22 protein-coding genes and 5 pseudogenes are annotated in these 21,367 nt (G+C 46.2%); 6 read left to right on the top strand and 21 right to left on the bottom strand.

Annotation, left to right across the window (positions count from 1 at the left end; genetic code table 11):
* Positions 1 to 77: 77 nt before the first annotated feature.
* The 6 genes from nqrF to C1721_RS13090 are packed head-to-tail and all read right to left on the bottom strand — an operon-like array spanning position 78 to position 6,076.
* Complete coding sequence (nqrF, locus tag C1721_RS13115) at positions 78 to 1,364, bottom strand: NADH:ubiquinone reductase (Na(+)-transporting) subunit F (RefSeq protein WP_102408685.1); 1,287 nt, start codon at positions 1,362 to 1,364, stop codon at positions 78 to 80.
* 28 nt (positions 1,365 to 1,392) lie between these two features.
* Positions 1,393 to 2,010 (bottom strand): NADH:ubiquinone reductase (Na(+)-transporting) subunit E, encoded by a 618-nt coding sequence (gene nqrE / locus C1721_RS13110; RefSeq protein WP_102408684.1) that lies wholly within the window; start codon positions 2,008 to 2,010, stop codon positions 1,393 to 1,395.
* A 26-nt stretch (positions 2,011 to 2,036) separates the two neighbouring features.
* Complete coding sequence (locus C1721_RS13105) at positions 2,037 to 2,666, bottom strand: NADH:ubiquinone reductase (Na(+)-transporting) subunit D (protein ID WP_102408683.1); 630 nt, start codon at positions 2,664 to 2,666, stop codon at positions 2,037 to 2,039.
* A gap of 7 nt (positions 2,667 to 2,673) precedes the next feature.
* Positions 2,674 to 3,483 (bottom strand): NADH:ubiquinone reductase (Na(+)-transporting) subunit C, encoded by an 810-nt coding sequence (gene nqrC / locus C1721_RS13100; RefSeq protein WP_102408682.1) that lies wholly within the window; start codon positions 3,481 to 3,483, stop codon positions 2,674 to 2,676.
* Positions 3,484 to 3,492: 9 nt separating this feature from the next.
* Positions 3,493 to 4,701 carry an NADH:ubiquinone reductase (Na(+)-transporting) subunit B gene (locus C1721_RS13095; RefSeq protein WP_102408681.1) on the bottom strand — a complete coding sequence of 403 codons (1,209 nt, stop codon included), beginning with the start codon at positions 4,699 to 4,701 and terminating at the stop codon, positions 3,493 to 3,495.
* A 25-nt stretch (positions 4,702 to 4,726) separates the two neighbouring features.
* Positions 4,727 to 6,076 (bottom strand): Na(+)-translocating NADH-quinone reductase subunit A, encoded by a 1,350-nt coding sequence (locus tag C1721_RS13090; protein ID WP_102409469.1) that lies wholly within the window; start codon positions 6,074 to 6,076, stop codon positions 4,727 to 4,729.
* Positions 6,077 to 6,208: 132 nt separating this feature from the next.
* Here C1721_RS13090 and C1721_RS13085 point away from each other — a divergent pair, with 132 nt between their 5' ends.
* The gene (locus tag C1721_RS13085) at positions 6,209 to 7,483 is read left to right on the top strand and encodes a type IX secretion system plug protein (RefSeq protein ID WP_102408680.1); all 1,275 of its coding nucleotides are present in this window, start codon (positions 6,209 to 6,211) and stop codon (positions 7,481 to 7,483) included.
* 73 nt (positions 7,484 to 7,556) lie between these two features.
* Complete coding sequence (locus C1721_RS13080; RefSeq protein WP_102408679.1) at positions 7,557 to 8,120, top strand: 3'-5' exonuclease; 564 nt, start codon at positions 7,557 to 7,559, stop codon at positions 8,118 to 8,120.
* A 73-nt stretch (positions 8,121 to 8,193) separates the two neighbouring features.
* Here the strand turns inward: C1721_RS13080 and C1721_RS13075 are convergent, their stop codons facing one another.
* Complete coding sequence (locus C1721_RS13075; RefSeq protein WP_102408678.1) at positions 8,194 to 8,424, bottom strand: hypothetical protein; 231 nt, start codon at positions 8,422 to 8,424, stop codon at positions 8,194 to 8,196.
* 157 nt (positions 8,425 to 8,581) lie between these two features.
* Between C1721_RS13075 and C1721_RS13070 the strand changes: the two genes are divergently transcribed.
* Both C1721_RS13070 and C1721_RS13065 read left to right on the top strand, forming a co-directional pair.
* Complete coding sequence (locus tag C1721_RS13070) at positions 8,582 to 9,583, top strand: N-acetylmuramoyl-L-alanine amidase family protein (protein WP_102408677.1); 1,002 nt, start codon at positions 8,582 to 8,584, stop codon at positions 9,581 to 9,583.
* A 174-nt stretch (positions 9,584 to 9,757) separates the two neighbouring features.
* Positions 9,758 to 9,982: a hypothetical protein gene (locus tag C1721_RS13065; protein WP_102408676.1), complete on the top strand. Its 225-nt coding sequence runs from the start codon at positions 9,758 to 9,760 to the stop codon at positions 9,980 to 9,982.
* A 101-nt stretch (positions 9,983 to 10,083) separates the two neighbouring features.
* Here the strand turns inward: C1721_RS13065 and C1721_RS13060 are convergent, their stop codons facing one another.
* The 10 genes and pseudogenes from C1721_RS13060 to C1721_RS16345 form a co-directional block, all read right to left on the bottom strand.
* A complete protein-coding gene (locus tag C1721_RS13060) occupies positions 10,084 to 10,362 on the bottom strand; it encodes an HU family DNA-binding protein (protein WP_102408675.1) in 279 nt (92 codons plus the stop codon).
* A gap of 281 nt (positions 10,363 to 10,643) precedes the next feature.
* Complete coding sequence (locus C1721_RS13055; RefSeq protein WP_102408674.1) at positions 10,644 to 12,293, bottom strand: fibrobacter succinogenes major paralogous domain-containing protein; 1,650 nt, start codon at positions 12,291 to 12,293, stop codon at positions 10,644 to 10,646.
* Between the two features lie 410 nt (positions 12,294 to 12,703).
* Positions 12,704 to 13,051: a HepT-like ribonuclease domain-containing protein gene (locus C1721_RS13050; protein WP_102408673.1), complete on the bottom strand. Its 348-nt coding sequence runs from the start codon at positions 13,049 to 13,051 to the stop codon at positions 12,704 to 12,706.
* Positions 13,035 to 13,331 (bottom strand): nucleotidyltransferase family protein, encoded by a 297-nt coding sequence (locus C1721_RS13045; RefSeq protein ID WP_102408672.1) that lies wholly within the window; start codon positions 13,329 to 13,331, stop codon positions 13,035 to 13,037. Before C1721_RS13045 ends, C1721_RS13050 begins: the two co-directional genes overlap by 17 nt.
* 72 nt (positions 13,332 to 13,403) lie before the next feature.
* Positions 13,404 to 13,893, bottom strand: a pseudogene (locus C1721_RS16210) (KilA-N domain-containing protein); the annotation flags it as partial.
* A 553-nt stretch (positions 13,894 to 14,446) separates the two neighbouring features.
* Positions 14,447 to 15,379 carry a FimB/Mfa2 family fimbrial subunit gene (locus C1721_RS13035; protein WP_159063587.1) on the bottom strand — a complete coding sequence of 311 codons (933 nt, stop codon included), beginning with the start codon at positions 15,377 to 15,379 and terminating at the stop codon, positions 14,447 to 14,449.
* 56 nt (positions 15,380 to 15,435) lie between these two features.
* Complete coding sequence (locus C1721_RS13030) at positions 15,436 to 16,860, bottom strand: hypothetical protein (protein WP_102408670.1); 1,425 nt, start codon at positions 16,858 to 16,860, stop codon at positions 15,436 to 15,438.
* A gap of 16 nt (positions 16,861 to 16,876) precedes the next feature.
* On the bottom strand, positions 16,877 to 17,437 hold the full coding sequence (locus C1721_RS13025; protein ID WP_102408669.1) for a DUF3575 domain-containing protein: 561 nt from the start codon (positions 17,435 to 17,437) through the stop codon (positions 16,877 to 16,879).
* 56 nt (positions 17,438 to 17,493) lie between these two features.
* On the bottom strand, positions 17,494 to 17,751 hold the full coding sequence (locus tag C1721_RS16350; RefSeq protein ID WP_234347672.1) for a hypothetical protein: 258 nt from the start codon (positions 17,749 to 17,751) through the stop codon (positions 17,494 to 17,496).
* A gap of 177 nt (positions 17,752 to 17,928) precedes the next feature.
* Positions 17,929 to 18,054, bottom strand: a pseudogene (locus tag C1721_RS16345) (hypothetical protein); the annotation flags it as partial.
* Positions 18,055 to 18,269: 215 nt separating this feature from the next.
* On the opposite strand from C1721_RS16345, the pseudogene C1721_RS13015 reads away from it, so the two are divergent.
* A pseudogene (locus C1721_RS13015) lies at positions 18,270 to 19,370 on the top strand (anaerobic sulfatase-maturation protein); the annotation flags it as partial.
* Here the strand turns inward: C1721_RS13015 and C1721_RS13010 are convergent.
* The 3 genes and pseudogenes from C1721_RS13010 to C1721_RS16335 all read right to left on the bottom strand — a co-directional run.
* On the bottom strand, positions 19,342 to 19,599 hold the full coding sequence (locus C1721_RS13010) for a DUF3575 domain-containing protein (RefSeq protein ID WP_234347650.1): 258 nt from the start codon (positions 19,597 to 19,599) through the stop codon (positions 19,342 to 19,344). The pseudogene C1721_RS13015 and the gene C1721_RS13010 sit on opposite strands and share 29 nt — an antisense overlap.
* A gap of 86 nt (positions 19,600 to 19,685) precedes the next feature.
* Complete coding sequence (locus C1721_RS16340; protein WP_234347672.1) at positions 19,686 to 19,943, bottom strand: hypothetical protein; 258 nt, start codon at positions 19,941 to 19,943, stop codon at positions 19,686 to 19,688.
* Between the two features lie 177 nt (positions 19,944 to 20,120).
* A pseudogene (locus tag C1721_RS16335) lies at positions 20,121 to 20,246 on the bottom strand (hypothetical protein); the annotation flags it as partial.
* A gap of 215 nt (positions 20,247 to 20,461) precedes the next feature.
* Here C1721_RS16335 and C1721_RS13000 point away from each other — a divergent pair.
* Positions 20,462 to 21,103: pseudogene (locus tag C1721_RS13000) on the top strand (radical SAM protein); the annotation flags it as partial.
* On the opposite strand, the gene C1721_RS12995 reads toward C1721_RS13000, so the two are convergent.
* Positions 21,066 to 21,332, bottom strand: a complete 267-nt coding sequence (locus C1721_RS12995) for a DUF3575 domain-containing protein (RefSeq protein ID WP_234347649.1) — start codon at positions 21,330 to 21,332, stop codon at positions 21,066 to 21,068. The pseudogene C1721_RS13000 and the gene C1721_RS12995 sit on opposite strands and share 38 nt — an antisense overlap.
* Between the last annotated feature and the right edge of the window lie 35 nt (positions 21,333 to 21,367).

Genomic DNA, 21,367 nt, shown 5'->3' with positions numbered 1-21,367 from the left:
CTGAGCTTTTTCCAAGAAACAAAAACGGGGAAAGATTGTTTTCTTTCCCCGTAATAAACAAAAGATTATATACTCTTTTATGCACCAAAGTCATCAAAATGCAACATTTCCCGAGGCACTCCCAGATTGTCAAGCATATTTTCTACAGCTTTCGACATTGGGCCAGGTCCACACATGTAATATTCGATATCTTCCGGAGCTTCGTGATCCTTCAGATAAGTATCATATATCACCTGATGAACAAAACCAGCAGTATACTTCACACCAGCAGCATCAGCAGCCGGGTCCGGACGGTCAAGCGCCAGATGGAATGTGAAGTTCGGGAATTCTTTTTCTATTTCCAAGAAATCTTCCAGATAGAATACTTCGTTCAGAGCACGGGCTCCGTAGAAATAGGACATCTTGCGGTCTGTAGTCTTCAAAGTTTTCGTCATGTGCATAATTTGGGCACGCAACGGAGCCATACCGGCGCCACCGCCAACCCACATCATTTCACGCTTAGAATCGAAAATCGGATGGAAATCACCATAAGGCCCGCTCATCGTTACCTTATCACCCGGTTTCAGGGTAAAGATATAAGAAGATGCGATACCCGGCATTACATCCTGGAATCCAACCTGTGGTTTCGGCTTGAACGGAGGAGTGGCGATACGTACAGTCAACATGATACGGTCACCTTCCGCCGGATAGTTAGCCATAGAATAAGCACGGATAGTCGGTTCGGTATTCTGGCATTTCAAACCAAACAAACCAAAGTTCTTCCATGCAGGCATATATTCATCACCAATAAGGTTCTTATCGATATCCTTGTCATAATCCATTGAATATGCAGGGATTTTAATCTGGGCATAAGAACCCGGAAGGAAGTCCATATGTTCCCCCTTCGGCAATGCAACAATAAATTCCTTGATAAAAGTAGCTACGTTCTTGTTACTGATAACTTCGCATTCCCATTCTTTTACGCCGAATACTTCATCCGGAACCTGAACGGTCATATTTTCCTTCACCTTGCACTGGCAAGCCAAACGCCAATGGTCTTTTACCTGCTTACGGGAAAAGAAACCTTTTTCGGTAGGCAGTATTTCGCCACCACCTTCTATTACTTGAGCACGGCACTGGCCACATTTACCACCACCACCACAAGCAGAAGACAAGAAAATACCGCCGCTCTGCAAAGCACCCAGAAGCGTACCACCTATCGGAGTTTCTATTTCTTTTTCCCCGTTTACCTCCAGTTTCACATTACCGGAGGGTACTAATTTTGCTTTCGCGAACAAAAGCGCAGCAACAAGAATCAGCGTAATCAATAAGAAAACAACTGCACTGGCTGCGATTGTAAGTCCGCCCGACATTAATAAAATCATCTTTATATATTATTTAATGCGTTAATACTTAAATCTTAAGACCTGAGAAGCACATAAATGCCATACCCATCAAACCGGTAATGATAAAAGTAATACCAAGACCTTTCAATGCTTTGGGGACATCCGAATATGCCAGCTTTTCACGGATAGCAGCCATACCAACGATAGCCAATAACCATCCGATACCAGAACCTAAGCCATATACAGTTGCAACGCCGACATTTGGAAATGCCTTTTGTTGCATGAACAAAGAACCACCCAAAATAGCACAGTTTACAGCAATCAGCGGCAAAAAGATACCAAGGGAAGCATACAGGGAAGGAGAAAACTTCTCAACAACCATTTCCACCAACTGTACGAAAGAAGCAATAACGGCAATGAAAATAATAAATGCAAGGAAACTCAGGTTTACATCCGCAAAATCCGGACCTAGCCAGCTTAATGCGCCTTCTTTCAATACATAATTTTCAAGCATATAGTTAATCGGCAGCGTACATACAAGTACGAATGTCACTGCTATACCTAATCCTAAAGCAGTCTTCACATTTTTGGAAACAGCCACGAACGAGCACATACCCAGATAGTATGCAAAAATCATGTTGTCTACAAAAATTGAGCGGACGAATGTGCTTAATAATTGTTCCATTCTATTATTAATTTAATCGTTTTGCATTAATTTTCCTGGAGTTCCTTGTTTCTGGAACGATGAACCCATATAATCACAGCGATTACAATCAATGCCATAGGAGGCAAAATCATCAAACCGTTGTTCACATAGCCCAGCTTGTAGAAAGCTTCCGGAATAACCTGAAAACCAAGTAATGTTCCTGATCCTAATAATTCGCGGAAAAATCCTACAATTATCAGAATCAAAGCATATCCCAATCCATTACCTATACCATCCAAAAATGATTCCCAAGGTCCGTTACCTAAAGCAAAAGCCTCCAAACGTCCCATCAAAATACAGTTGGTAATAATCAACCCCACAAATACGGAAAGTTGTTTGTTCACATCGTAAGCAAATGCTTTCAATACTTCACTAACGATTGTTACCAAAGCAGCTACAACCACCAACTGCACGATAATACGGATACGGTTAGGAATTGTATTACGGATCAATGATATAATCACATTGGCAAATGCCACTACAGCCGTAACGGAAATACCCATTACAATAGCCGGCTCCAGTTTTGATGTTACAGCCAACGCAGAGCAAATACCCAACATCTGAACGACAACCGGGTTGTTTGCACTAAGCGGGCCTAACAGAACTTCTTTATTCTTATTAGATAATAATCCCATCTTCTACTTAATTTTGTGAGGTTAGAAACTTAACATAACCACTCAAACTGTTGAACAACATTGCGTCAACACCTTTACTTGTGATTGTACCACCCGAAATGCCGTCTACATAATCTTGTCCGGCAACACTCTTTCCCGGTTTAACAACGGCAATAGACTTGAACGTTCCATCCATGAACAACTTCTTACCTTTAAATTCACCACTGAATGCAGGTTTAGCAATCTCAGCGCCAAGACCCGGAGTTTCTCCCTGATGACTGAAATCGGCTCCATAAACGGTGTTTTTATCACCATCAACCGAAATATATCCCCAAAGTGGCCCCCACAAACCGGCACCATGCAATGCCATGATATATTTAGTCTGGCCATCCACATTAGCAACAAAAACAGGATACTTATGTTCAGAAGCGGCCTTTACCACATCAGCAGCAAACGCATCCCCCTCTACTTTCTCTCCATTTTCATTTACCAGGAATGCTTCTTTAATCAAATCATTATATTTGGCTTCCGCTTCATTGGAAGAAACTACGATATTGATTGAACGCAAGATTTGTTGTCTCTTATCGTTCTCTTCATTCTTCTGTTGATAGCTACGTAATGACTGAGATGTAAATGCCAGCAAAACAGCAACCAAAACAACCATCACAGCTGCATATACTACTGTATATACATTACTATCTCTGTCCAATCCTTTCTTTTCCGGCTTGATTTCTTCAAACTCAGAAGCAGGAGCTGCACAAATCGGACATACATCTGGAGCTTTATCTCCTTCGTGGACATAGCCACATACCTTACACTTAAATTTCTTTGTAGCCATATTCCTTGCTTATTTATTCAATTTAACACGGCTGAGACGACGTGTAATATTGCTTTCAACAACATAATAGTCAATCAGCGGAGCAAATACATTCATCAACAGGATAGCGAGCATCATACCTTCCGGATAACCCGGATTCAATGCACGGATAATAATAGCCATGGCACCGACAAGGAAACCATAAATATATTTTCCCGTCTCTGTTCGAGCAGATGTTACAGGATCTGTTGCCATAAATACAGCACCAAAAGCAAAACCTCCCAAGAATAAATGATCTAAAGGAGATACTGCCATAGCCACCGTAGAACCGATCATATTGAAGATTGCAGCCATAAATGCTCCACCTACAAATACGGAAATCATCGTTTTCCAACTGGCAATGCCGGTGAACAGTAAAATAACCGCACCAATAAGAATAGCCAATACGGAAGTTTCACCTATAGAGCCCGGTATTAACCCTAAAAAAGCATCCATTGTTGTAACCGGTTGTCCTAAAACATCAACAGCCTGGAACGAACCGATCATATCTTTAGAAGCTACAGCAATTTGTCCGAGAGGCGTTGCTCCGGAAAAACCGTCAACAACCTGGCCTGCGCCAATGCCAAACGTATCAGCCGTACGAACCCATACCTGGTCGCCGGACATGGCAGCCGGATAAGCAAAGAACAAAAATGCACGAGTTACCAAAGCTACATTAAACACATTATATCCTGTACCGCCAAATACTTCCTTCGCAAACACTACGGCAAATGCTGTAGCTACAGCAATCATCCATAATGGAGTATCTACCGGAACAATCATCGGAATAAGAATACCTGATACCAGGAATCCTTCCTGTATTTCTTCTTTCTTCCACTGGGCTACCATAAATTCAATGCCCAGACCTACCACATACGAAACAATGATTTTAGGCAGCACTGCCAAAAAACCATAAATAAATGTCATGCAAAATCCCGGGTCAGCTCCTATTGCAAGGTTATGCTGATAACCGACATTATACATACCAAAAAGCAAAGCAGGCAACAAAGCGATTACAACAACTATCATTGTTCGCTTTGAGTCAATACTGTCATGAATATGTACGCCCGATTTTGATGTTGTATTCGGAACAAACAAGAATGTTTCGAAACCATCAAATACAGAACGGAACATCGCCAGCTTGCCGCCCTCCTCAAAGTTAGGCTTAATCTTGTCGAGATAATTCCTTAACGCTTTCAATGTATTTTATGTTTTAATGTTATTATTAATTCATTTCCTTATACAACAGATCAAGACCATTACGTACAATCTTCTGTAATTCGATCTTGGAAGTATCTACGAATTCACACAAAGCGAAATCTTCCGGAGCTACTTCATAAATACCCAGATTTTCCATCTTATCAATATCAAAAGCGATAATTGCCTTCAACAGATATTCGGGGAAAATATCCATAGGGAATACCTTATCATATTCATTAGACATGATCATGGCACGTTCACCTCCTTTGATACGGGCATCAATAACATATTCCTTATTTTTACCGGACAACCAGGTCAGGTAAGAATGGCTGGTACTGTATTTATTAAATCCGGGAACGCCCCAACCCAAAAACTCATGAGTTTCATCACCTTCCGGAATAACTGTAATCTGATTGTCATAGGCTCCCAGATAGCCATCCATCAAGACCTTTGTTCCCGATAATACATTACCGCTAATAATACGAATATGCTCATTGCTATTTAATATCTTTCCGGCAACAAGGCTTTCAATCGTACAGCCCGCTATCGTCTTAATATAGCCTCTTTCTGTTGTTTCCGAACCGGTAATAACAACCATACGGCTAAAATCGGCAACACCTTTATTAAATAAGCGTCCGATCATAATTACATCCGCCGGATTTACCGTCCAGACAACTTCACCTTTATTTACGGGTTTTATGTGATTAATTTGTACGCCTACATTCCCTGCAGGATGCGGACCTTCCATTTCAAACGTCTCAACACCATTTACTTTTATAGACGATCCTTTTTTTATCCCTACATAAACCTTACCGGTAGTAAGTTTGGCAAGAGCATTCAAACCTGTCTGAAAATCGGCTTCCTGGCCTTTTACAATAAAGTCAAAATTCGGAGCCAAAGGAGCAGAATAAAAAGCAGAAACAAAGATGTCACGCGGAGTTTCAGAAGGAGTGGATACAATGTCGTACGGGCGTTGCTTGATACAAGGCCACAAACCGGCGTTCAAAATAGCATCCTTTACTTCTTCACCATTTAATGAAGCTACATCTTTTTTGCCGAAATCTTCATATTCGATCTGCGCATCCGGCTTCACAACTATGCTAAGCACTTTACGCTTCTCTCCTCTGTTTACGGCAGTTACTTCACCACTTACCGGCGAACCAAACTTGATTTCGGGACGGTTCTTGTCAATCATCAATGCAGAACCGGCTTTGACTTTATCACCTACTTTGACAACAACTTTAGGGACAATACCGTTATAATAATCGGGGACAATAGCATACGTGGCACTATTTCCTCCGCTTAACAGTACATCCGAAGCTTTGCCCTTCAGATTAATGTCTAAACCCTTTTTAATCTTAATCACATTTGCCATGATACAACTAAAATTGTTTATATGTAATTTTCCTGCAAAAGTAAACATTTTTTTATGCTTTAAAGCAGGTGAAAGAAAATAAATAGAGAAATAATTCCATAATTTTGCATCGTCATAGAAATAATAAAGAAAATGAAAGCTTTTAATACTCTCATATTGTTGTTCTGTTTCATTGCAGTACCGGTGAATGCACAACAAACGACGTATTATACAAACGTCAGTAGCAAACAAATAAAAACGCTCCAGGTAAAGGTTGCCGGAGAAATGTTTTCCAATCCGTGCATTGTTCTCAATGGAGACGACCGTATCGAAATCAATTTCGATGCGCTAAACGAGGGAGGGGTTCGTTATGCCTACTCCCTTATCCACTGTAATGCGGACTGGACGAAATCCATACTCTCTCCTATTGAATATATGAACGGTTTCCAGGGTATGACTATTGATGATTTTGCCAATTCCATGGGGACAACCGTACAGTACACAAACTACAGATTACTCATACCCAATGAAGATGTACAGCCTAAAGTATCCGGAAACTATGCCATGACTGTTTACAAAGAAGACAATCCGGGTGAAATCGTTTTCACGGCTTGTTTTTCTTTAGTAGAACCGATGGTCGGACTTTCCGCGTCTGTAAGCGGCAATACGGACATTGATACCAATCAAAGTCATCAGCAGGTAAGTTTTACTATTAACAATAAGAACTTCCCTATTCCTTATCCTCAAACAGACCTGAAACTATGGGTTTATCAGGACAATCGTCGAGACAATGCCGTAACCGGCCTGCAACCAATGTCTATCCTGGAGAATCAGATTACCTATGCAAATAATCGCAACCTGATATTTGAGGCAGGAAACGAATACCGCCGTATGGAATTTCTAAGCAACAAGTATAACGGAATGCACATAGAAAGTATCTCCTTCCATAATCCTTATTATAATGTAGAGTTAATGACGGATTATAAGCGTAACAGCGAAAGTTACCAATACGACCAGGATCAGGATGGACGTTTCTTTATCCGTTGCAGCAACTGCAATGATCCTGATACGGAAGCCGATTATTATATCGTCCATTTCACGCAGGCTTGCGACCTTCTCCCAAATGGGAATCTCTACCTTAACGGAGAATTATATAATAATGTATTAGACGAAAAGAGTAAAATGAGTTACAATCCCGAAACCAATTGCTACGAAAAAGCGGTCTTATTAAAGCAAGGCAGTTATAACTACCAATACCTCTTTGTTCCAAACGGACAGACTGCAGGAGAAACAGGGCCGGTTGAAGGTAACTTTTATCAAACAGAAAACGAATATACCATATATGTATATTATAAACCTATGGGAGCACGTTACGACCGGCTAATTGGTTTCACTTCCGTAAAGAATGCTATGCAGATATTTAATTAAATGAATATCTTTGCGGGAGAGTTTCTAAACTCTCCCATTTTCCTATACATTATATATTATATATACAAATACTATGAAACAACTATTCTTCGATCTGGAAACGACAGGTATCAAACACTGGCGTAACGGCATCCATCAAATCAGCGGTGAAGTTGTTATTGACGGAATAACACAAGAATCATTCAATTTTAACGTACGTCCGAATCCCTTATGTGAAATCGAAGAAGAAGCATTACAAGTATGTAATGTTACAAAAGAACAAATACTGGCCTATCCTCGAATGGAAGAAGTATACAGCAAATTCGTAAGTATGCTTTCCAGGTATGTAGACAAGTTCGATAAAAAAGACAAGTTCTTCCTCATTGGCTATAATAACGCCGCCTTCGACAACCATTTCCTCAAAGCTTTCTTTGTTCAAAACAACGATAAGTTTTTTTACTCCTGGTTCTGGGTTAATTCTATAGATGTAATGGTACTGGCCACTCAACACCTGGCGGAGAAGCGTCCGGATATGATTGATTTCAAACAGGAAACAGTAGCACGGACCTTAGGGATAGACTTAGATACGTCCAAGCTCCACGATGCCTCTTACGACATCTATATAACAAAAGAAATATACAAAAGACTTACCCGATAAAAACAAGAAAAGCAACCTGCGGAAAGATACTCTCCACAGGTTGCCCCATTATAAAAAACAGTAGTTATCTCTTTTAATTGGTTGCTCCGCTTTTCGCAGCCCCGGCAACATGTTCCACGCGGTCTTTAATATATTCCGCCTGATTCACTCCGGCATCCACGACGTGCCGGATGGTCTTTTTTGTTTTGTCGGCAAAACGGTCAATATCATCATGCAAACACTTAAAATCACCATGGTCTTGCATGCGGCGAAGAGCATATCCAATAACTACGCCTAAACCTATTCCTAAAAGTACATCTTTCATAACTATTTCATTTTAAATGGTTATATATTTAAATTCTTGTTCATATGAAACAGGAAACAGGCCAATATAGTTCCCGCCTTTTACCTTTTAACAGGCTGTTTTTACTCCCGTTAACGCAGAATTATTTATCTTTACACCACACTTTTACAAACAGAGTATGGTTTTTAAGAACTCAATATTTACATTCATAATCCTTTTATTCATATCGAGCTATACATTAACAGCTCAAGAAAAAGCCTCGCCGAAATCAGGCGAAGGCATCAGTACGTTTCTGAAACGCCACAACCGGACAGGCAAAGAGTATCACGAGCAATTTATAAAACTGAATAAAGACAAGCTGGGCAAAAACAACACGCTCCGTTTAGGAGTAAAATATACGCTTCCGCCTTTGCAGAGCCAAACGGCCGCTACCAAACAAAAGAATTACGAGCCTCTGTTTGGTAAAGAATATGCAAAATACAACCAGATATCATCCGAACTAAAAGACGCATGTTTCTATCTGGTTAGTGGTCATGGAGGCCCTGATCCGGGAGCTATCGGCAAAGTTGGAAATATTGAATTACACGAAGACGAATACGCCTACGACATCATGCTCCGTCTGGCCAGAAACCTGATGATGCGAGGAGCAAAAGTACATATCATCATACAAGATGCAAAAGACGGAATACGTAATCAGAAATACCTGAACAACAGCAAAAGGGAAACCTGCATGGGAAGCCCCATCCCTTTCAGCCAGTTCAGAAGACTGGAACAACGCTGTGCCAAGATAAACGCATTGAATAAAAAAGACAAGGAGAAATACCGCCGGGCACTCTTTATCCACGTAGACAGCCGGCACAAAGGAAAACAAACCGATGTGTTCTTCTATCATTCACTGAAAAGCGAAGAAAGCAAGCGGCTGGCCAAAACCCTCCGTTCCACATTTAACCATAAATACAAAAAACATCAGCCCGGACGAGGTTTTACCGGAACTGTAGAAAAACGAAGCCTCTACGTCCTGAATCATACCGTTCCGGTATCAGCCTTCGTTGAGTTAGGAAACATACAGAATAGCGACGATCAAAAGCGTTTGGTACTCAGTGATAACCGGCAAGCACTGGCAAACTGGCTGTGCGAAGGGTTCATCGCCGACTATAAACAATCTATGAAGAAAAGATAATTGAGGAGAACCTAAAACAGATTCTGTTTTTGTATAATATCTGATTCATAGGCTCATTTACCCAATCCAGAGACATATTGCATCATCTCAGAAAATAAAGTTTTCTTTCAAGTATGGCCGATTTATCTTTACATCGTGATAAATCAATATATTATTAATTAAAAAAATTTTATTATGGGAAAGCAAGATGACATTTTGGTATTAAACCAAGTAGACAAAGACAAATTTAGCCAATACATGCATAGCATAAAGATTGGTTTGGATGGTTCTTACATTGACGACAAGTGGAAAGAATTCAATGATGCTGTACCTGCTCTATTCTCTAGTTTGGGAGAGGCTATTTATAACGGATTAGACTCGCAAACAAGACAGGGTCTGATTAATTATATGAAAGGCTAGTCTGATGATCTCCTAAAAAGGGTACGTGATTAATTTTATAAGAAGCTGTCTAACAATAAAAGTTAGTCAGCTTCTTTTTTTTATAAGTCCCCCCCCTCCACCTACTTCCCATTAAGGCGGGCAAGCAGGTCGAGGCCGGGCTTGAACTTTACGCTGGTGCGGGGACGGATCATTACTTCTTCTTTTGTACGCGGGTTGCGGCCCGGACGCCCGGACTGCTTCCACTCGCAGAACGTGCCGAAGCCCTGAAACCCTACCCGGCCTCCCCGGCCCAACTCCTCGCCCAGCAGCTCCATGAAGGTGTTGAGCATGCGCAGGCAGTCTTGCTGCTTCAAGCGCGTGCGCTCCGATAGGGCCTGTACCATCTCTTGTTTATTCATTATTATATCCGTACCAAAAAGCAGCTTCCCTGTTAAAAATCATATTCCACCATGTCAAAGAACGCTTTTTAGATTCGCCGTGAGGCCAAAGCCTGCTGTGCCGTGAGGCCAAAGCCTGGTTCGCCGGCAATCTACCGGTACGCTAATACACCGTGCCTGTAGACTTGGGTTTCGCGGTGTAGTCACCCTCCTGCTCGGTGAGCACGTTGTCGTAAAGGGCGGCGTATAGTTTGTTTGTTGCTGATTCAGCCATGATTGTATGTTTTAATGTTGTTATTTGTTTATTCGTAGTCTTTTACGCAGCGGACGGGCAAAGCAGATGATACAGGCCACGTTTTTGATGCAGAAGAAGCGTTATAAATAGAATAAGGATAGATATCATCTGATATAGTTGATGACCAATATACAAAATCTCGTCCTCCAGAGCTCCATTTAGTAGCAAAGCAAGAACCCACTTTCGGCATAGATAATTTCCCATCATATATATATACTCCTTTCGATGCAATAGGATTTACTTTTGCAAGCACCATCCATTCATCTTTGGAAGGAACATGCCATCCGGCAGGGCAAGGCTGATACTCACGAGGCCATTTCTTATCGGTTAAAAGTGGAGATAGACCGCCTGTTGATGAAGGATAATCCTTAAACCAAGCGTTTCCACAATAGATATAAATATTAGCATACTCTCCTGTATTTTGACAAGCCTCCGCATATGCAGGTAGATTATCCTCCAGTACAGGCCCACCATTAAGCTTCGTCCCGAACTTAAACGGCACATTCCTGCCCCACTGGTAAAAGTAACCGCATTGCGGGAAAATTTTAGCTATCACTTCTTCGGAATAAGAATAAACCTCGCTTGTGCCAAGATCGTCAATATCCGTCGCAATCTCCGTTGCCCCTACATTAATCGGCGCCCAAACAAGCTCCTTGCCATCTAATGAGCCTAAGGTTACCGCTGCAAAGCGGGTATCGGCGTAGGCAATATCAGCCCCTTGATATACCGTAATGGTATCCACCGCAGAGCCGTTGCCGCCGTTGGCAACGTAGATGTAGCCACGGTTTACAAGGGTGGCGTCCAGAGTATTGGCAGACACCGTTACGGTGTACTCCCGCTGGTAGGTAGGCTCGGTAGTGGCCTTGGTGGTGGGTACAAGCACGGGGGCGGTGGCGGTAAGCCAGCCGTTGCCGTCCTCCGCAGAAGCGTAGCCCAGAGTAATACGGGTATCAAACGGGCAACTGGCGGTAAACTTGATGGTTGCACCAGTAGAGGGCACTACGATGGTGTCGGGCATGGGCTTGGTGTCCGGGATGATACCGTAAGTCTTCGTGGCCGCTGCGCATTCGTAGGCTGTGTAGACGGGCAGCAGGGTTTGGTCGGGCTGCACGTTGATGGTGTCTACCGCGTTCCAGTCGTCCACCTTCACCTCGTAGGCAATGTCGGTAAGGCCGGGCGCAGGCTTGATTAGCACCAGGTAGCGATGGTTGCGCACGATGAGCACGGCTTTGCGGGTGAGGCCGTCCGCCTGTAGCACCTCGAAGGGTATCTGGCGGGTAACGGGCTTGCCGCGGAATGTGCCGGTTACCTCTATGGCGGTGGGGGCGGAGTATGAGCCGTCGCCATTGTTGGTCAGCTTCACTTTATTGGGGAAGTCCTTCTCGTCTTCGCCCGTCTTAAGAGGCGGGTAGACCTGCATGCCCTCGGCCTCGGTGTGTACCACGAAGGCGAGGCGGTCTATACGCTTCTCGTTGTCGGTAGCGTCGGTCAGCTTGTCGCCCACCGCCCGCGTCTGAGCACCCATGGCAATAGCCGCCGAGAGGCGGGTGACGCCTCCGGGCAGCGGATTGCCGTTGTTCTGCTCTAACTCCTCCACACTGCACCCGGACAGCCACAGGGCCGCCAGCGTGAGGAGGATGGTTGATATTTGTTTCATTTCGTTTCTGTTTTAATGTTATACAATTCATCTGTCTCACCGGGGCTTCCTGCTACAAACAAAAAGCTCAGGTATCTATAGTATGACATCGGGGGGGAATTATATTGGGCTGGGCTATCTCATGGCACACTGATGACACGGATTGGACAGATGAACACAGATTATTTATTCTCTTTAATAATACTATCTGCGTAACTCTGTTTCATCTGTGTTATCTGTGTGAGATGAGGTAGCTAGGGAAAGTGCGGCTGATGGTAACTTCCCTCCCCTCTTGAGAGGGGGAAGGGGGTGTGTTATCTTCATAATTGCACCTGCCCCTTCTTAATAATTTCCCCCACCATGTCAAAGAACTCTTTATCTGTTGGCATGGCGGGGGAAATAAGAATATGATAACTAAACTCCGGCTACATTTAGCCGTTGGATTCAAGTATCTGCATCACTTGCTTTTTCAGTGGCTGTAATTCCTGAGTGATTGTTGCCCAGACTATTTCGTCTCTGATCCGGTAATATCCGTGAACAAGGACATGGCGCATGCCTATTATCACATGCCATTCCACCTCGCTGTGAGCCTCGCGGAACTCTTTGGTAAGCAGATAAGCTGCTTCGCCAATGATCTCGAGGTTCTTTATCACGGCAAAACGCAGAACCTTATTCTTCTTATAAGACTCAGAGTCCACATCCTGCGTAAACTCCATAATATTGTCGATTGCCTCAATCATGTGAAGCAGGCGGCTTTCGTCTTTAGGCTTCTCTCTCATAGATCAATAGTTTATCGCGGTTTGCACTCTCACTGGCATAGTCTTTCAACTGTCCTTCTTCCACCAAATCGACCTTACGTTTCAGCAGTTTCTGGAGCGTCTCCACCATGCCGGCATATTTAAAGAGTGTGATATTGGCATCCGGTTGAAACTGAACCAGTATATCAATATCGCTTTCTTGCGTCTCTTCACCTCTGGAGAAAGAGCCGAACAGCCATGCTTTCTGGACAGGTTGCATGGAGAAAAAGGCTGATAGCTTATTAAGAATAGACGTTTTCATAAAGCAATGCATTGTTCATCGCAAATGTAGATAATCTCCACCAAATAAACAAACTGCCTGTTGCCTCCTGCTTTACTTTAGCAAGCGGCGGTTGCCGGTGTCTTCCAGGATTTTCATCTGCGAGATGGCGATGCGGTTGAGTTTCAGGAGGCGGTCTTTCTGGCTCTGGCCTTCGTCTATGAACACCGCGTTCAGATTCTCCATGTTGGAGAGGCAGATCAATTCGTTGATAGACGCATAGTCGCGGATATTCCCTTTTAAGTCGGGATGCTGCTCGCGCCATTCACGGGCTGTCATGCCAAACATGGCCACGTTCAGCACGTCGGCTTCGCTGGCATAGATCATGGAAACCTGCGCTGCCGTCAACTCCGGCGGAACCAGACACTGACGGACGGCATCCGTATGGATATGGTAACACTTAAGACAAATGGAAGCGGGGCTGCTTCCATTTAAAGTGGTCGAATTCGACCACTTTAAAGTCCGGGTTATACATCATCTCCCATGTGCCTAGAAACTCAAGAGTAGACCTGTTCCTGATCCAGTTCTTTATTATATCCGCCGCACGGACTTACTTTTAATTGTGGCGAATTCGCCATAATTAAACTCCTTATTATAGACCTGCTCCCATATCCCCAGATACTCAGCGGGCTACCGGCTTTATAGGTTACCTTCTTCCTGTCATTGCGGGCTTGACCCGCAAACTCATACTAATTACAGGAATACTGCTTAGGATGCGATGGCGGATCAAGTCCGCCAGGACAGGGAAAAGCGGCCTGCCCCCTTCATAGGCTGCTGCCATGCGGCCAGGCCGGTCTTAGCCCCTTCGGGCTGACCACCGCCGTCTATCTCCGTCTCGCTGCATCTGCTGGCTGTTGCAAGCAGGCAGGCCAGGAGGAGGAAGGGGGATATTAGGTTGTGTTTCATATTTATGTTGTTTTTATGTTTTTAGGAGTAGTTTTTTTAGTAGTTAGTAGTTGGTAGTTAGTAGGAATCACTCGCTTCGCTCGTTGAGAGAAAGAAGGAGAATTAGGGGAAGGGAGAAACTACTAAATCCTTTCTACTTTCTTCTACTCTCTACTAACTACTTTCTACCAACTACTAGCCACCTCCGGTGGCTACATGCTTCCTCCAATCGTTCCTCCGTCTTCCCAGTCCGAAACGCCGGTGAAGAGGACGGAGATGTTGTCGCCGTCTATACGTACCGTGATGGCGAACTCCTGACGGATGTTGCGCGAGAGGGGAACGCTCATTTCACGGAAGAACTGTGAGAGGTTGACCTCGCGGATCAAGGCCCTGTCACCTGCCCAGATACGGAAAAAGAGGTCTGTGTCGTCAGTATACCTGTATGTTACCAGGTCGCCCGTTACGGTGCGGTTCGGGCGCATAGACGCCTTCACACGGTGGTCCACATAAGGGACTTCCACCATACGGGGGATATAATAGACCGTACCGTTCCCGGTATTGAAACCGGACACGGCGGTGTTCACTGTTTCGGCAATGCCAAAGCCATAAGCGCTGGGCAACCCGCGCAGGGTGAAGGAAAAGTCGCCCGTATTGGCAGGCGTGTCCCTCACCCACTGCGCCGTCACTTTCAGCACGGCATGCGAATGGGTGGTGTTCACCCGCTTACGGACGATACCCGAGCGGGGTACTTCCAGTATGTCGGTGGCGTAATAAAGACGCTCGTTGTTATCCAGGTAAGCGCCCGCCTGGCTCTTGCTTTGAGTGGCGGAGGCGTGTTTCAGGCGGATGTCGCCCAGCCGGGTCTGGCCGATGACCGCCGGGGCTATCTCGCTGCGCCCGTCCAGGTTCGCCCAACTGACCAGCGTATAAACGCCGGGGGCTACCACAAGGGTATGCGCCGGCAAGCTGTCCGCCGGAAGGTGCTTGACATGACGGAGGATGCCGTCGGAGTCGAACAGGTACTCCTCCATGCTGTCCACGTAATCGGGCAACTCGTTCTCACCGCCGGTATACACGTACCAGTATTCCAACCGGGCGTTGTAATCGCAATCCGGAAGCTCCGAGGAGATGTCGCAACCGTTCATGGCCAAGACTAATGTGCCAATGAGGTAATATGCCAATATGCCAATGGAGGGATAGGTCATGGCTCGGTTTCCATGCTGTCGTCTATCATCAGCTGGCGCAGGACTTCACGGCAGGAGTCGGCACAGCGGTCGGCCTGCACGCTCTCCTGCTCCAGGAACTCGCGGGCGGTAGCGCCATCGCCCAACAACAGCGAAGCGGCAGCGGCATTGATCTGGGCGGCCACGTTGTCGGGGTACGTACGGGCGGCGATCACATAGACCTCGCGGTGCTGTTCGGTGGCCGGAGGGTAATAACGCGTCACGTGGTACATCTCGGCAAGGCTCAGCTGCTCGAGATGCGTGTACAACAGCTCGGCGGCCTCCGCGTCCGAGAACGCAGGCAACTCGTACGTGACGCGTATCTCCACGCGACGAAGGCGGGGGAAGAATTCCTTGAGCAGTTCTTTATACACCTTGCCGCCGTCCAGCTGCATCAGGTACGCCTCGCGCCCCTCGAAGACGCCGTAGTTATCCATGATGAACAAGACCTGTTTCGTGTACGGGCGGGGGTTATCGGTGAGCAACTGGCGCAGTTCGTCCCAGTCCTCGGCAACCCAGGTGCAAGACATGGGGCAATCCTTTACGTCGTAATGGTCCGCTATGTAACGTTTGAACCCTTCGGCACGCCGGCGAGCCAGCTTCTCGTTGTCGAAGTAAGCTCCCTCGGGGGACGCGTAGCCGGTGATGCCTATCTGCCGGAAGGAGGTGATACCCAATGTACGAAGGCGGATGAACAGGCTGTCGGCATCCGACAGTTCCCACGGGTTGCTGCCGTAGCGGGGATCGATCTTTGCACTGCCCTGACGGTAATCTATATAGACCACGCCCGTAGTGGTACGGAACTTGACAGGCTCGGACTCGGGGATGACGAAACGGATGTCACGGCTGTAACAGGCATAAGCCCGGAGGGCGCGGGCGTCCGGATCGCCCGCCTGCTTGACGCAAGGGGGAACGAGGCCGAGGTTCTCGGCCAGGCGCACCGAAGACAGGGGGCGGCTGTGGCAACAGTCGTGAGACGACTGGTTGAGCGTCAAACCCGCATTACGCATCCACGTAGTAAACGGCACGCACACGCTGTAATCGACCCGGTAAGATCCTCCCTTTTTAGGGCTCACGATACGCGTATAAGGGCGGGCATACTCCGGAGAAGGAGTGACAGCCTGCCGGCGATTGTCGTACAGGGCGCGGCGGTGGCCACTGATAACAACCGGAGGCAACGCGAGGCATTTACCGTCAAGAAGGCTGCCCAGGCAAGGCTCGAGCACAAGGCTGCGCGAAGAAGGAACGCGGATATCCTGCAAATGGATACGAAGATGGACAGATACGCTGTCGTCCTCCCCGACCTCCGCTTTCAAGAGCGTGATGCGGACAGGGACTGCCTCGCCCCCCAAAGCCGGAAGGCAAGCCATCATATAGAATATGTAGAGCAGTATCTGTTTCATTTCGCTATCGGGGGGATCAATGGATAAAGAAGATCAGGGAAACGCCCGCACGAGTAGGGCCGAAATAGTTGCGCTTATAGGAAGCGACCACCTCGGTACAGTCGTAGCAGACATATTTCTCATAAGTCATACGGGCATAGCCCGCGCCGATAAATGCCTCCAGTCCCCAGTGGCGTCCTAGAATCCAGTGGTAGCCGTAGGTCAGGCCGCCGCCGTAAAGCTCGCCACGGTAATTGTAATCACTCATGGCCGTTATGAAAGGGATATTACCCATATTGAAGTGGCCGTAATGGCCGTGCAAGCCGAAGAAATGGCCCTCGAACGTCTGGCAGGGCCAGTAACGGACTTCGGGCTGGGCGAGGTAGTGTTTCAGCGACATCCCGTTGTTGAACACCCACGCGTTGTAAGCGCCCCAGGCATCCAGGCTCACATGGTCCGACAACCGGAACTCGAAGCCCATATTGGGCGTAGTGGTGGCCCAATAAAGAAGGTTGCTCTTTAAGGAAACGTGCTGACTTCTGAGTGGCGTTAAAGTCAGGCAAAGCATGATTATCAACAATAGACCGAATTTGTTCATTTACCCCTTTTTTACAGGAACAACACATTTTTCCCTTATTTACAAAATAAGGTATGTTATCCCGTCTTCCCCACCAATTCGGCTATCGATCTCGTTATCCTGTTATTCGCTTTATTCAGCACCGACTGGTCCAGTAGATACGCGTGGTCTTCTCCGACGTATGGCCCAAAGCCTGGCTGATGACCGAAACAGGCACATGCTGCCTGAAAGCCTCCGTTGCCCACGATATTCTCACGCGTCAGGTGCGCCATATCTACAAAAGGCATGCCGCAGGAAAGGAAGCTGAACAGGTAGAAGTCCAGCGAACGGGACAATTCCGACCCGCCGATTTCCAGACGGCAAGCCTCCTGCAACGACGATAGCGGAAGCGCGCGCTTGGCGGTAAGCTCACGCCGGAGGCGCAGGAAGCGGAAAGGATTCCTCTCCGGGACAAACAACTCCTCACGCACCGCCGCATTATAGATGGCGCGGAAGCAACTGAGGTAACTGTTCACGCTGTTAACAGCCAGGCCTTCATGGCGGAGGCTCGAAGCGAAACGCTCGATAAACACGGGGGTAACACATGAAAAAGGCAGACCCCCGCCACCCGTAAAAGCCCTCAGGCGGTTACAGGCCACGGTACAGGTCTGCCGTACTCTCCTTGCCCGACGAACGCCTCAAAGCGATCAGACCGGACGAATAAACCAACAAATCGTTTTCCATTTCTCTTGTTTTTAATACTGCTAAAAACAAATGTATGGAATTTTGTTCACTCCCGGCAAAACTTTTGTTTCATGCTGACAATATTTTTCATAACTTTGCGTCCAATACATACATTATTAATATAGTATCCATGAATAATCCCTATATATCGCCATTCGCTAAACCTGTATATGTGATGTTAAAGCCTGTCGGCTCTGTCTGCAATCTGGCATGCGAATACTGTTATTATCTGGAAAAAGGGAAATTATATCCGGAGGTCAAGAACCACATCATGACCGATGAATTGCTTGAAAAATTTATTCAGGAATATCTCGAATGCCAAACCATGCAACAAGTTCTTTTCACCTGGCATGGCGGAGAAACCTTGATGCGTCCTATCAGTTTCTATAAAAAAGCATTGGAGTTACAACGTAAATACGCCCGCGGACGTCAGATAGACAACAGCATCCAGACAAACGGTACGCTGTTGAATGACGACTGGTGCCGCTTCTTCAAAGAAAACAATTTCCTTGTAGGGGTTTCAATAGACGGCCCGCAAGAGTTTCACGACGAATACCGCCGTAACCGGCAAGGACTTCCTTCTTTCTACAAAGTGATGAAAGGTATTGAACTACTGAAAAAACATGAAATAGAATACAATGCCATGGCCGTAGTAAACGATTATAATGTAGACTATCCGCTGGACTTCTACAACTTCTTTAAGGAAATGGACTGTCATTATATCCAGTTCGCCCCTATCGTAGAACGTTTGCTGCAACATAATAACGGAACTAAACTAACATCGCCGGAACAGGAAGATGCGAACATCGAGTTAGCCTCTTTCTCGGTAGACCCGGAGAAATGGGGAGACTTTTTATGTGCCATCTTCGACGAATGGTTGAAGGAAGACGTAGGCAACTATTACATCCAACTGTTCGACTCCACGCTTGCCAACTGGGTGGGGGAACAACCGGGCGTATGCACCCTTGCCAGAAATTGCGGACATGCCGGCGTGATGGAGTTCAACGGAGACGTTTACGCGTGCGACCACTTCGTATTTCCGGAATACAAACTGGGTAACATCCGGACACAGACGCTTACCGAAATGATGTACAGCCAACGCCAATTAAAGTTCGGAACAGACAAGCACGATAAGCTGCCTGCGCAATGCAAAGAATGCGAATACCTGTTTGCCTGCAACGGAGAATGCCCCAAGAACCGTTTTATGCACACCGCCAACGGAGAAGCCGGANGAACGTCTGGCAGGGCCAGTAACGGACTTCGGGCTGGGCGAGGTAATGTTTCAGCGACATCCCGTTGTTGAACACCCACGCGTTGTAAGCGCCCCAGGCATCCAGGCTCACATGGTCCGACAACCGGAACTCGAAGCCCATATTGGGCGTAGTGGTGGCCCAATAAAGAAGGTTGCTCTTTAAGGAAACGTGCTGACTTCTGAGTGGCGTTAAAGTCAGGCAAAGCATGATTATCAACAATAGACCGAATTTGTTCATTTACCCCTTTTTTACAGGAACAACACATTTTTCCCTTATTTACAAAATAAGGTATGTTATCCCGTCTTCCCCACCAATTCGGCTATCGATCTCGTTATCCTGTTATTCGCTTTATTCAGCACCGACTGGTCCAGTAGATACGCGTGGTCTTCTCCGACGTATGGCCCAAAGCCTGGCTGATGACCGAAACAGGCACATGCTGCCTGAAAGCCTCCGTTGCCCACGATATTCTCACGCGTCAGGTGCGCCATATCTACAAAAGGCATGCCGCAGGAAAGGAAGCTGAACAGGTAGAAGTCCAGCGAACGGGACAATTCCGACCCGCCGATTTCCAGACGGCAAGCCTCCTGCAACGACGATAGCGGAAGCGCGCGCTTGGCGGTAAGCTCACGCCGGAGGCGCAGGAAGCGGAAAGGATTCCTCTCCGGGACAAACAACTCCTCACGCACCGCCGCATTATAGATGGCGCGGAAGCAACTGAGGTAACTGTTCACGCTGTTAACAGCCAGGCCTTCATGGCGGAGGCTCGAAGCGAAACGCTCGATAAACACGGGGGTAACACATGAAAAAGGCAGACCCCCGCCACCCGTAAAAGCCCTCAGGCGGTTACAGGCCACGGTACAGGTCTGCCGTACTCTCCTTGCCCGACGAACGCCTCAAAGCGATCAGACCGGACGAATAAACCAACAAATCGTTTTCCATTTCTCTTGTTTTTAATACTGCTAAAAACAAATGTATGGAATTTTGTTCACTCCCGGCAAAACTTTTGTTTCATGCTGACAATATTTTTCATAACTTTGCGTCCAATACATACATTATTAATATAGTATCCATGAATAATCCCTATATATCGCCATTCGCTAAACCTGTATATGTGATGTTAAAGCCTGTCGGCTCTGTCTGCAATCTGGCATGCGAATACTGTTATTATCTGGAAAAAGGGAAATTATATCCGGAGGTCAAGAACCACATCATGACCGATGAATTGCTTGAAAAATTTATTCAGGAATATCTCGAATGCCAAACCATGCAACAAGTTCTTTTCACCTGGCATGGCGGAGAAACCTTGATGCGTCCTATCAGTTTCTATAAAAAAGCATTGGAGTTACAACGTAAATACGCCCGCGGACGTCAGATAGACAACAGCATCCAGACAAACGGTACGCTGTTGAATGACGACTGGTGCCGCTTCTTCAAAGAAAACAATTTCCTTGTAGGGGTTTCAATAGACGGCCCGCAAGAGTTTCACGACGAATACCGCCGTAACCGGCAAGGACTTCCTTCTTTCTACAAAGTGATGAAAGGTATTGAACTACTGAAAAAACATGAAATAGAATACAATGCCATGGCCGTAGTAAACGATTATAATGTAGACTATCCGCTGGACTTCTACAACTTCTTTAAGGAAATGGACTGTCATTATATCCAGTTCGCCCCTATCGTAGAACGTTTGCTGCAACATAATAACGGAACTNGAACGTCTGGCAGGGCCAGTAACGGACTTCGGGCTGGGCGAGGTAGTGTTTCAGCGACATCCCGTTGTTGAACACCCACGCGTTGTAAGCGCCCCAGGCATCCAGGCTCACATGGTCCGACAACCGGAACTCGAAGCCCATATTGGGCGTAGTGGTGGCCCAATAAAGAAGGTTGCTCTTTAAGGAAACGTGCTGACTTCTGAGTGGCGTTAAAGTCAGGCAAAGCATGATTATCAACAATAGACCGAATTTGTTCATTTACC

The organism is Parabacteroides bouchesdurhonensis, from assembly GCF_900186615.1.
In the GTDB taxonomy this organism is placed as follows: domain Bacteria; phylum Bacteroidota; class Bacteroidia; order Bacteroidales; family Tannerellaceae; genus Parabacteroides; species Parabacteroides bouchesdurhonensis.
The sequence above is the reverse complement of the archived record's forward strand: the minus strand, read 5'-3'. Positions and strand labels throughout refer to the sequence as shown.

Bases quoted from the DNA above. Each gene is read 5' to 3' on its own strand.
- nqrF (WP_102408685.1), bottom strand. From the start codon at position 1,364: ATGATTTTATTAATGTCGGGCGGACTTACAATCGCAGCCAGTGCAGTT.
- nqrE (WP_102408684.1), bottom strand. From the start codon at position 2,010: ATGGAACAATTATTAAGCACATTCGTCCGCTCAATTTTTGTAGACAAC.
- C1721_RS13105 (WP_102408683.1), bottom strand. From the start codon at position 2,666: ATGGGATTATTATCTAATAAGAATAAAGAAGTTCTGTTAGGCCCGCTT.
- nqrC (WP_102408682.1), bottom strand. From the start codon at position 3,483: ATGGCTACAAAGAAATTTAAGTGTAAGGTATGTGGCTATGTCCACGAA.
- C1721_RS13090 (WP_102409469.1), bottom strand. From the start codon at position 6,076: ATGGCAAATGTGATTAAGATTAAAAAGGGTTTAGACATTAATCTGAAG.
- C1721_RS13085 (WP_102408680.1), top strand. From the start codon at position 6,209: ATGAAAGCTTTTAATACTCTCATATTGTTGTTCTGTTTCATTGCAGTA.
- C1721_RS13080 (WP_102408679.1), top strand. From the start codon at position 7,557: ATGAAACAACTATTCTTCGATCTGGAAACGACAGGTATCAAACACTGG.
- C1721_RS13075 (WP_102408678.1), bottom strand. From the start codon at position 8,424: ATGAAAGATGTACTTTTAGGAATAGGTTTAGGCGTAGTTATTGGATAT.
- C1721_RS13070 (WP_102408677.1), top strand. From the start codon at position 8,582: ATGGTTTTTAAGAACTCAATATTTACATTCATAATCCTTTTATTCATA.
- C1721_RS13065 (WP_102408676.1), top strand. From the start codon at position 9,758: ATGGGAAAGCAAGATGACATTTTGGTATTAAACCAAGTAGACAAAGAC.
- C1721_RS13060 (WP_102408675.1), bottom strand. From the start codon at position 10,362: ATGAATAAACAAGAGATGGTACAGGCCCTATCGGAGCGCACGCGCTTG.
- C1721_RS13055 (WP_102408674.1), bottom strand. From the start codon at position 12,293: ATGAAACAAATATCAACCATCCTCCTCACGCTGGCGGCCCTGTGGCTG.
- C1721_RS13050 (WP_102408673.1), bottom strand. From the start codon at position 13,051: ATGAGAGAGAAGCCTAAAGACGAAAGCCGCCTGCTTCACATGATTGAG.
- C1721_RS13045 (WP_102408672.1), bottom strand. From the start codon at position 13,331: ATGAAAACGTCTATTCTTAATAAGCTATCAGCCTTTTTCTCCATGCAA.
- C1721_RS13035 (WP_159063587.1), bottom strand. From the start codon at position 15,379: ATGAACGGTTGCGACATCTCCTCGGAGCTTCCGGATTGCGATTACAAC.
- C1721_RS13030 (WP_102408670.1), bottom strand. From the start codon at position 16,860: ATGAAACAGATACTGCTCTACATATTCTATATGATGGCTTGCCTTCCG.
- C1721_RS13025 (WP_102408669.1), bottom strand. From the start codon at position 17,437: ATGAACAAATTCGGTCTATTGTTGATAATCATGCTTTGCCTGACTTTA.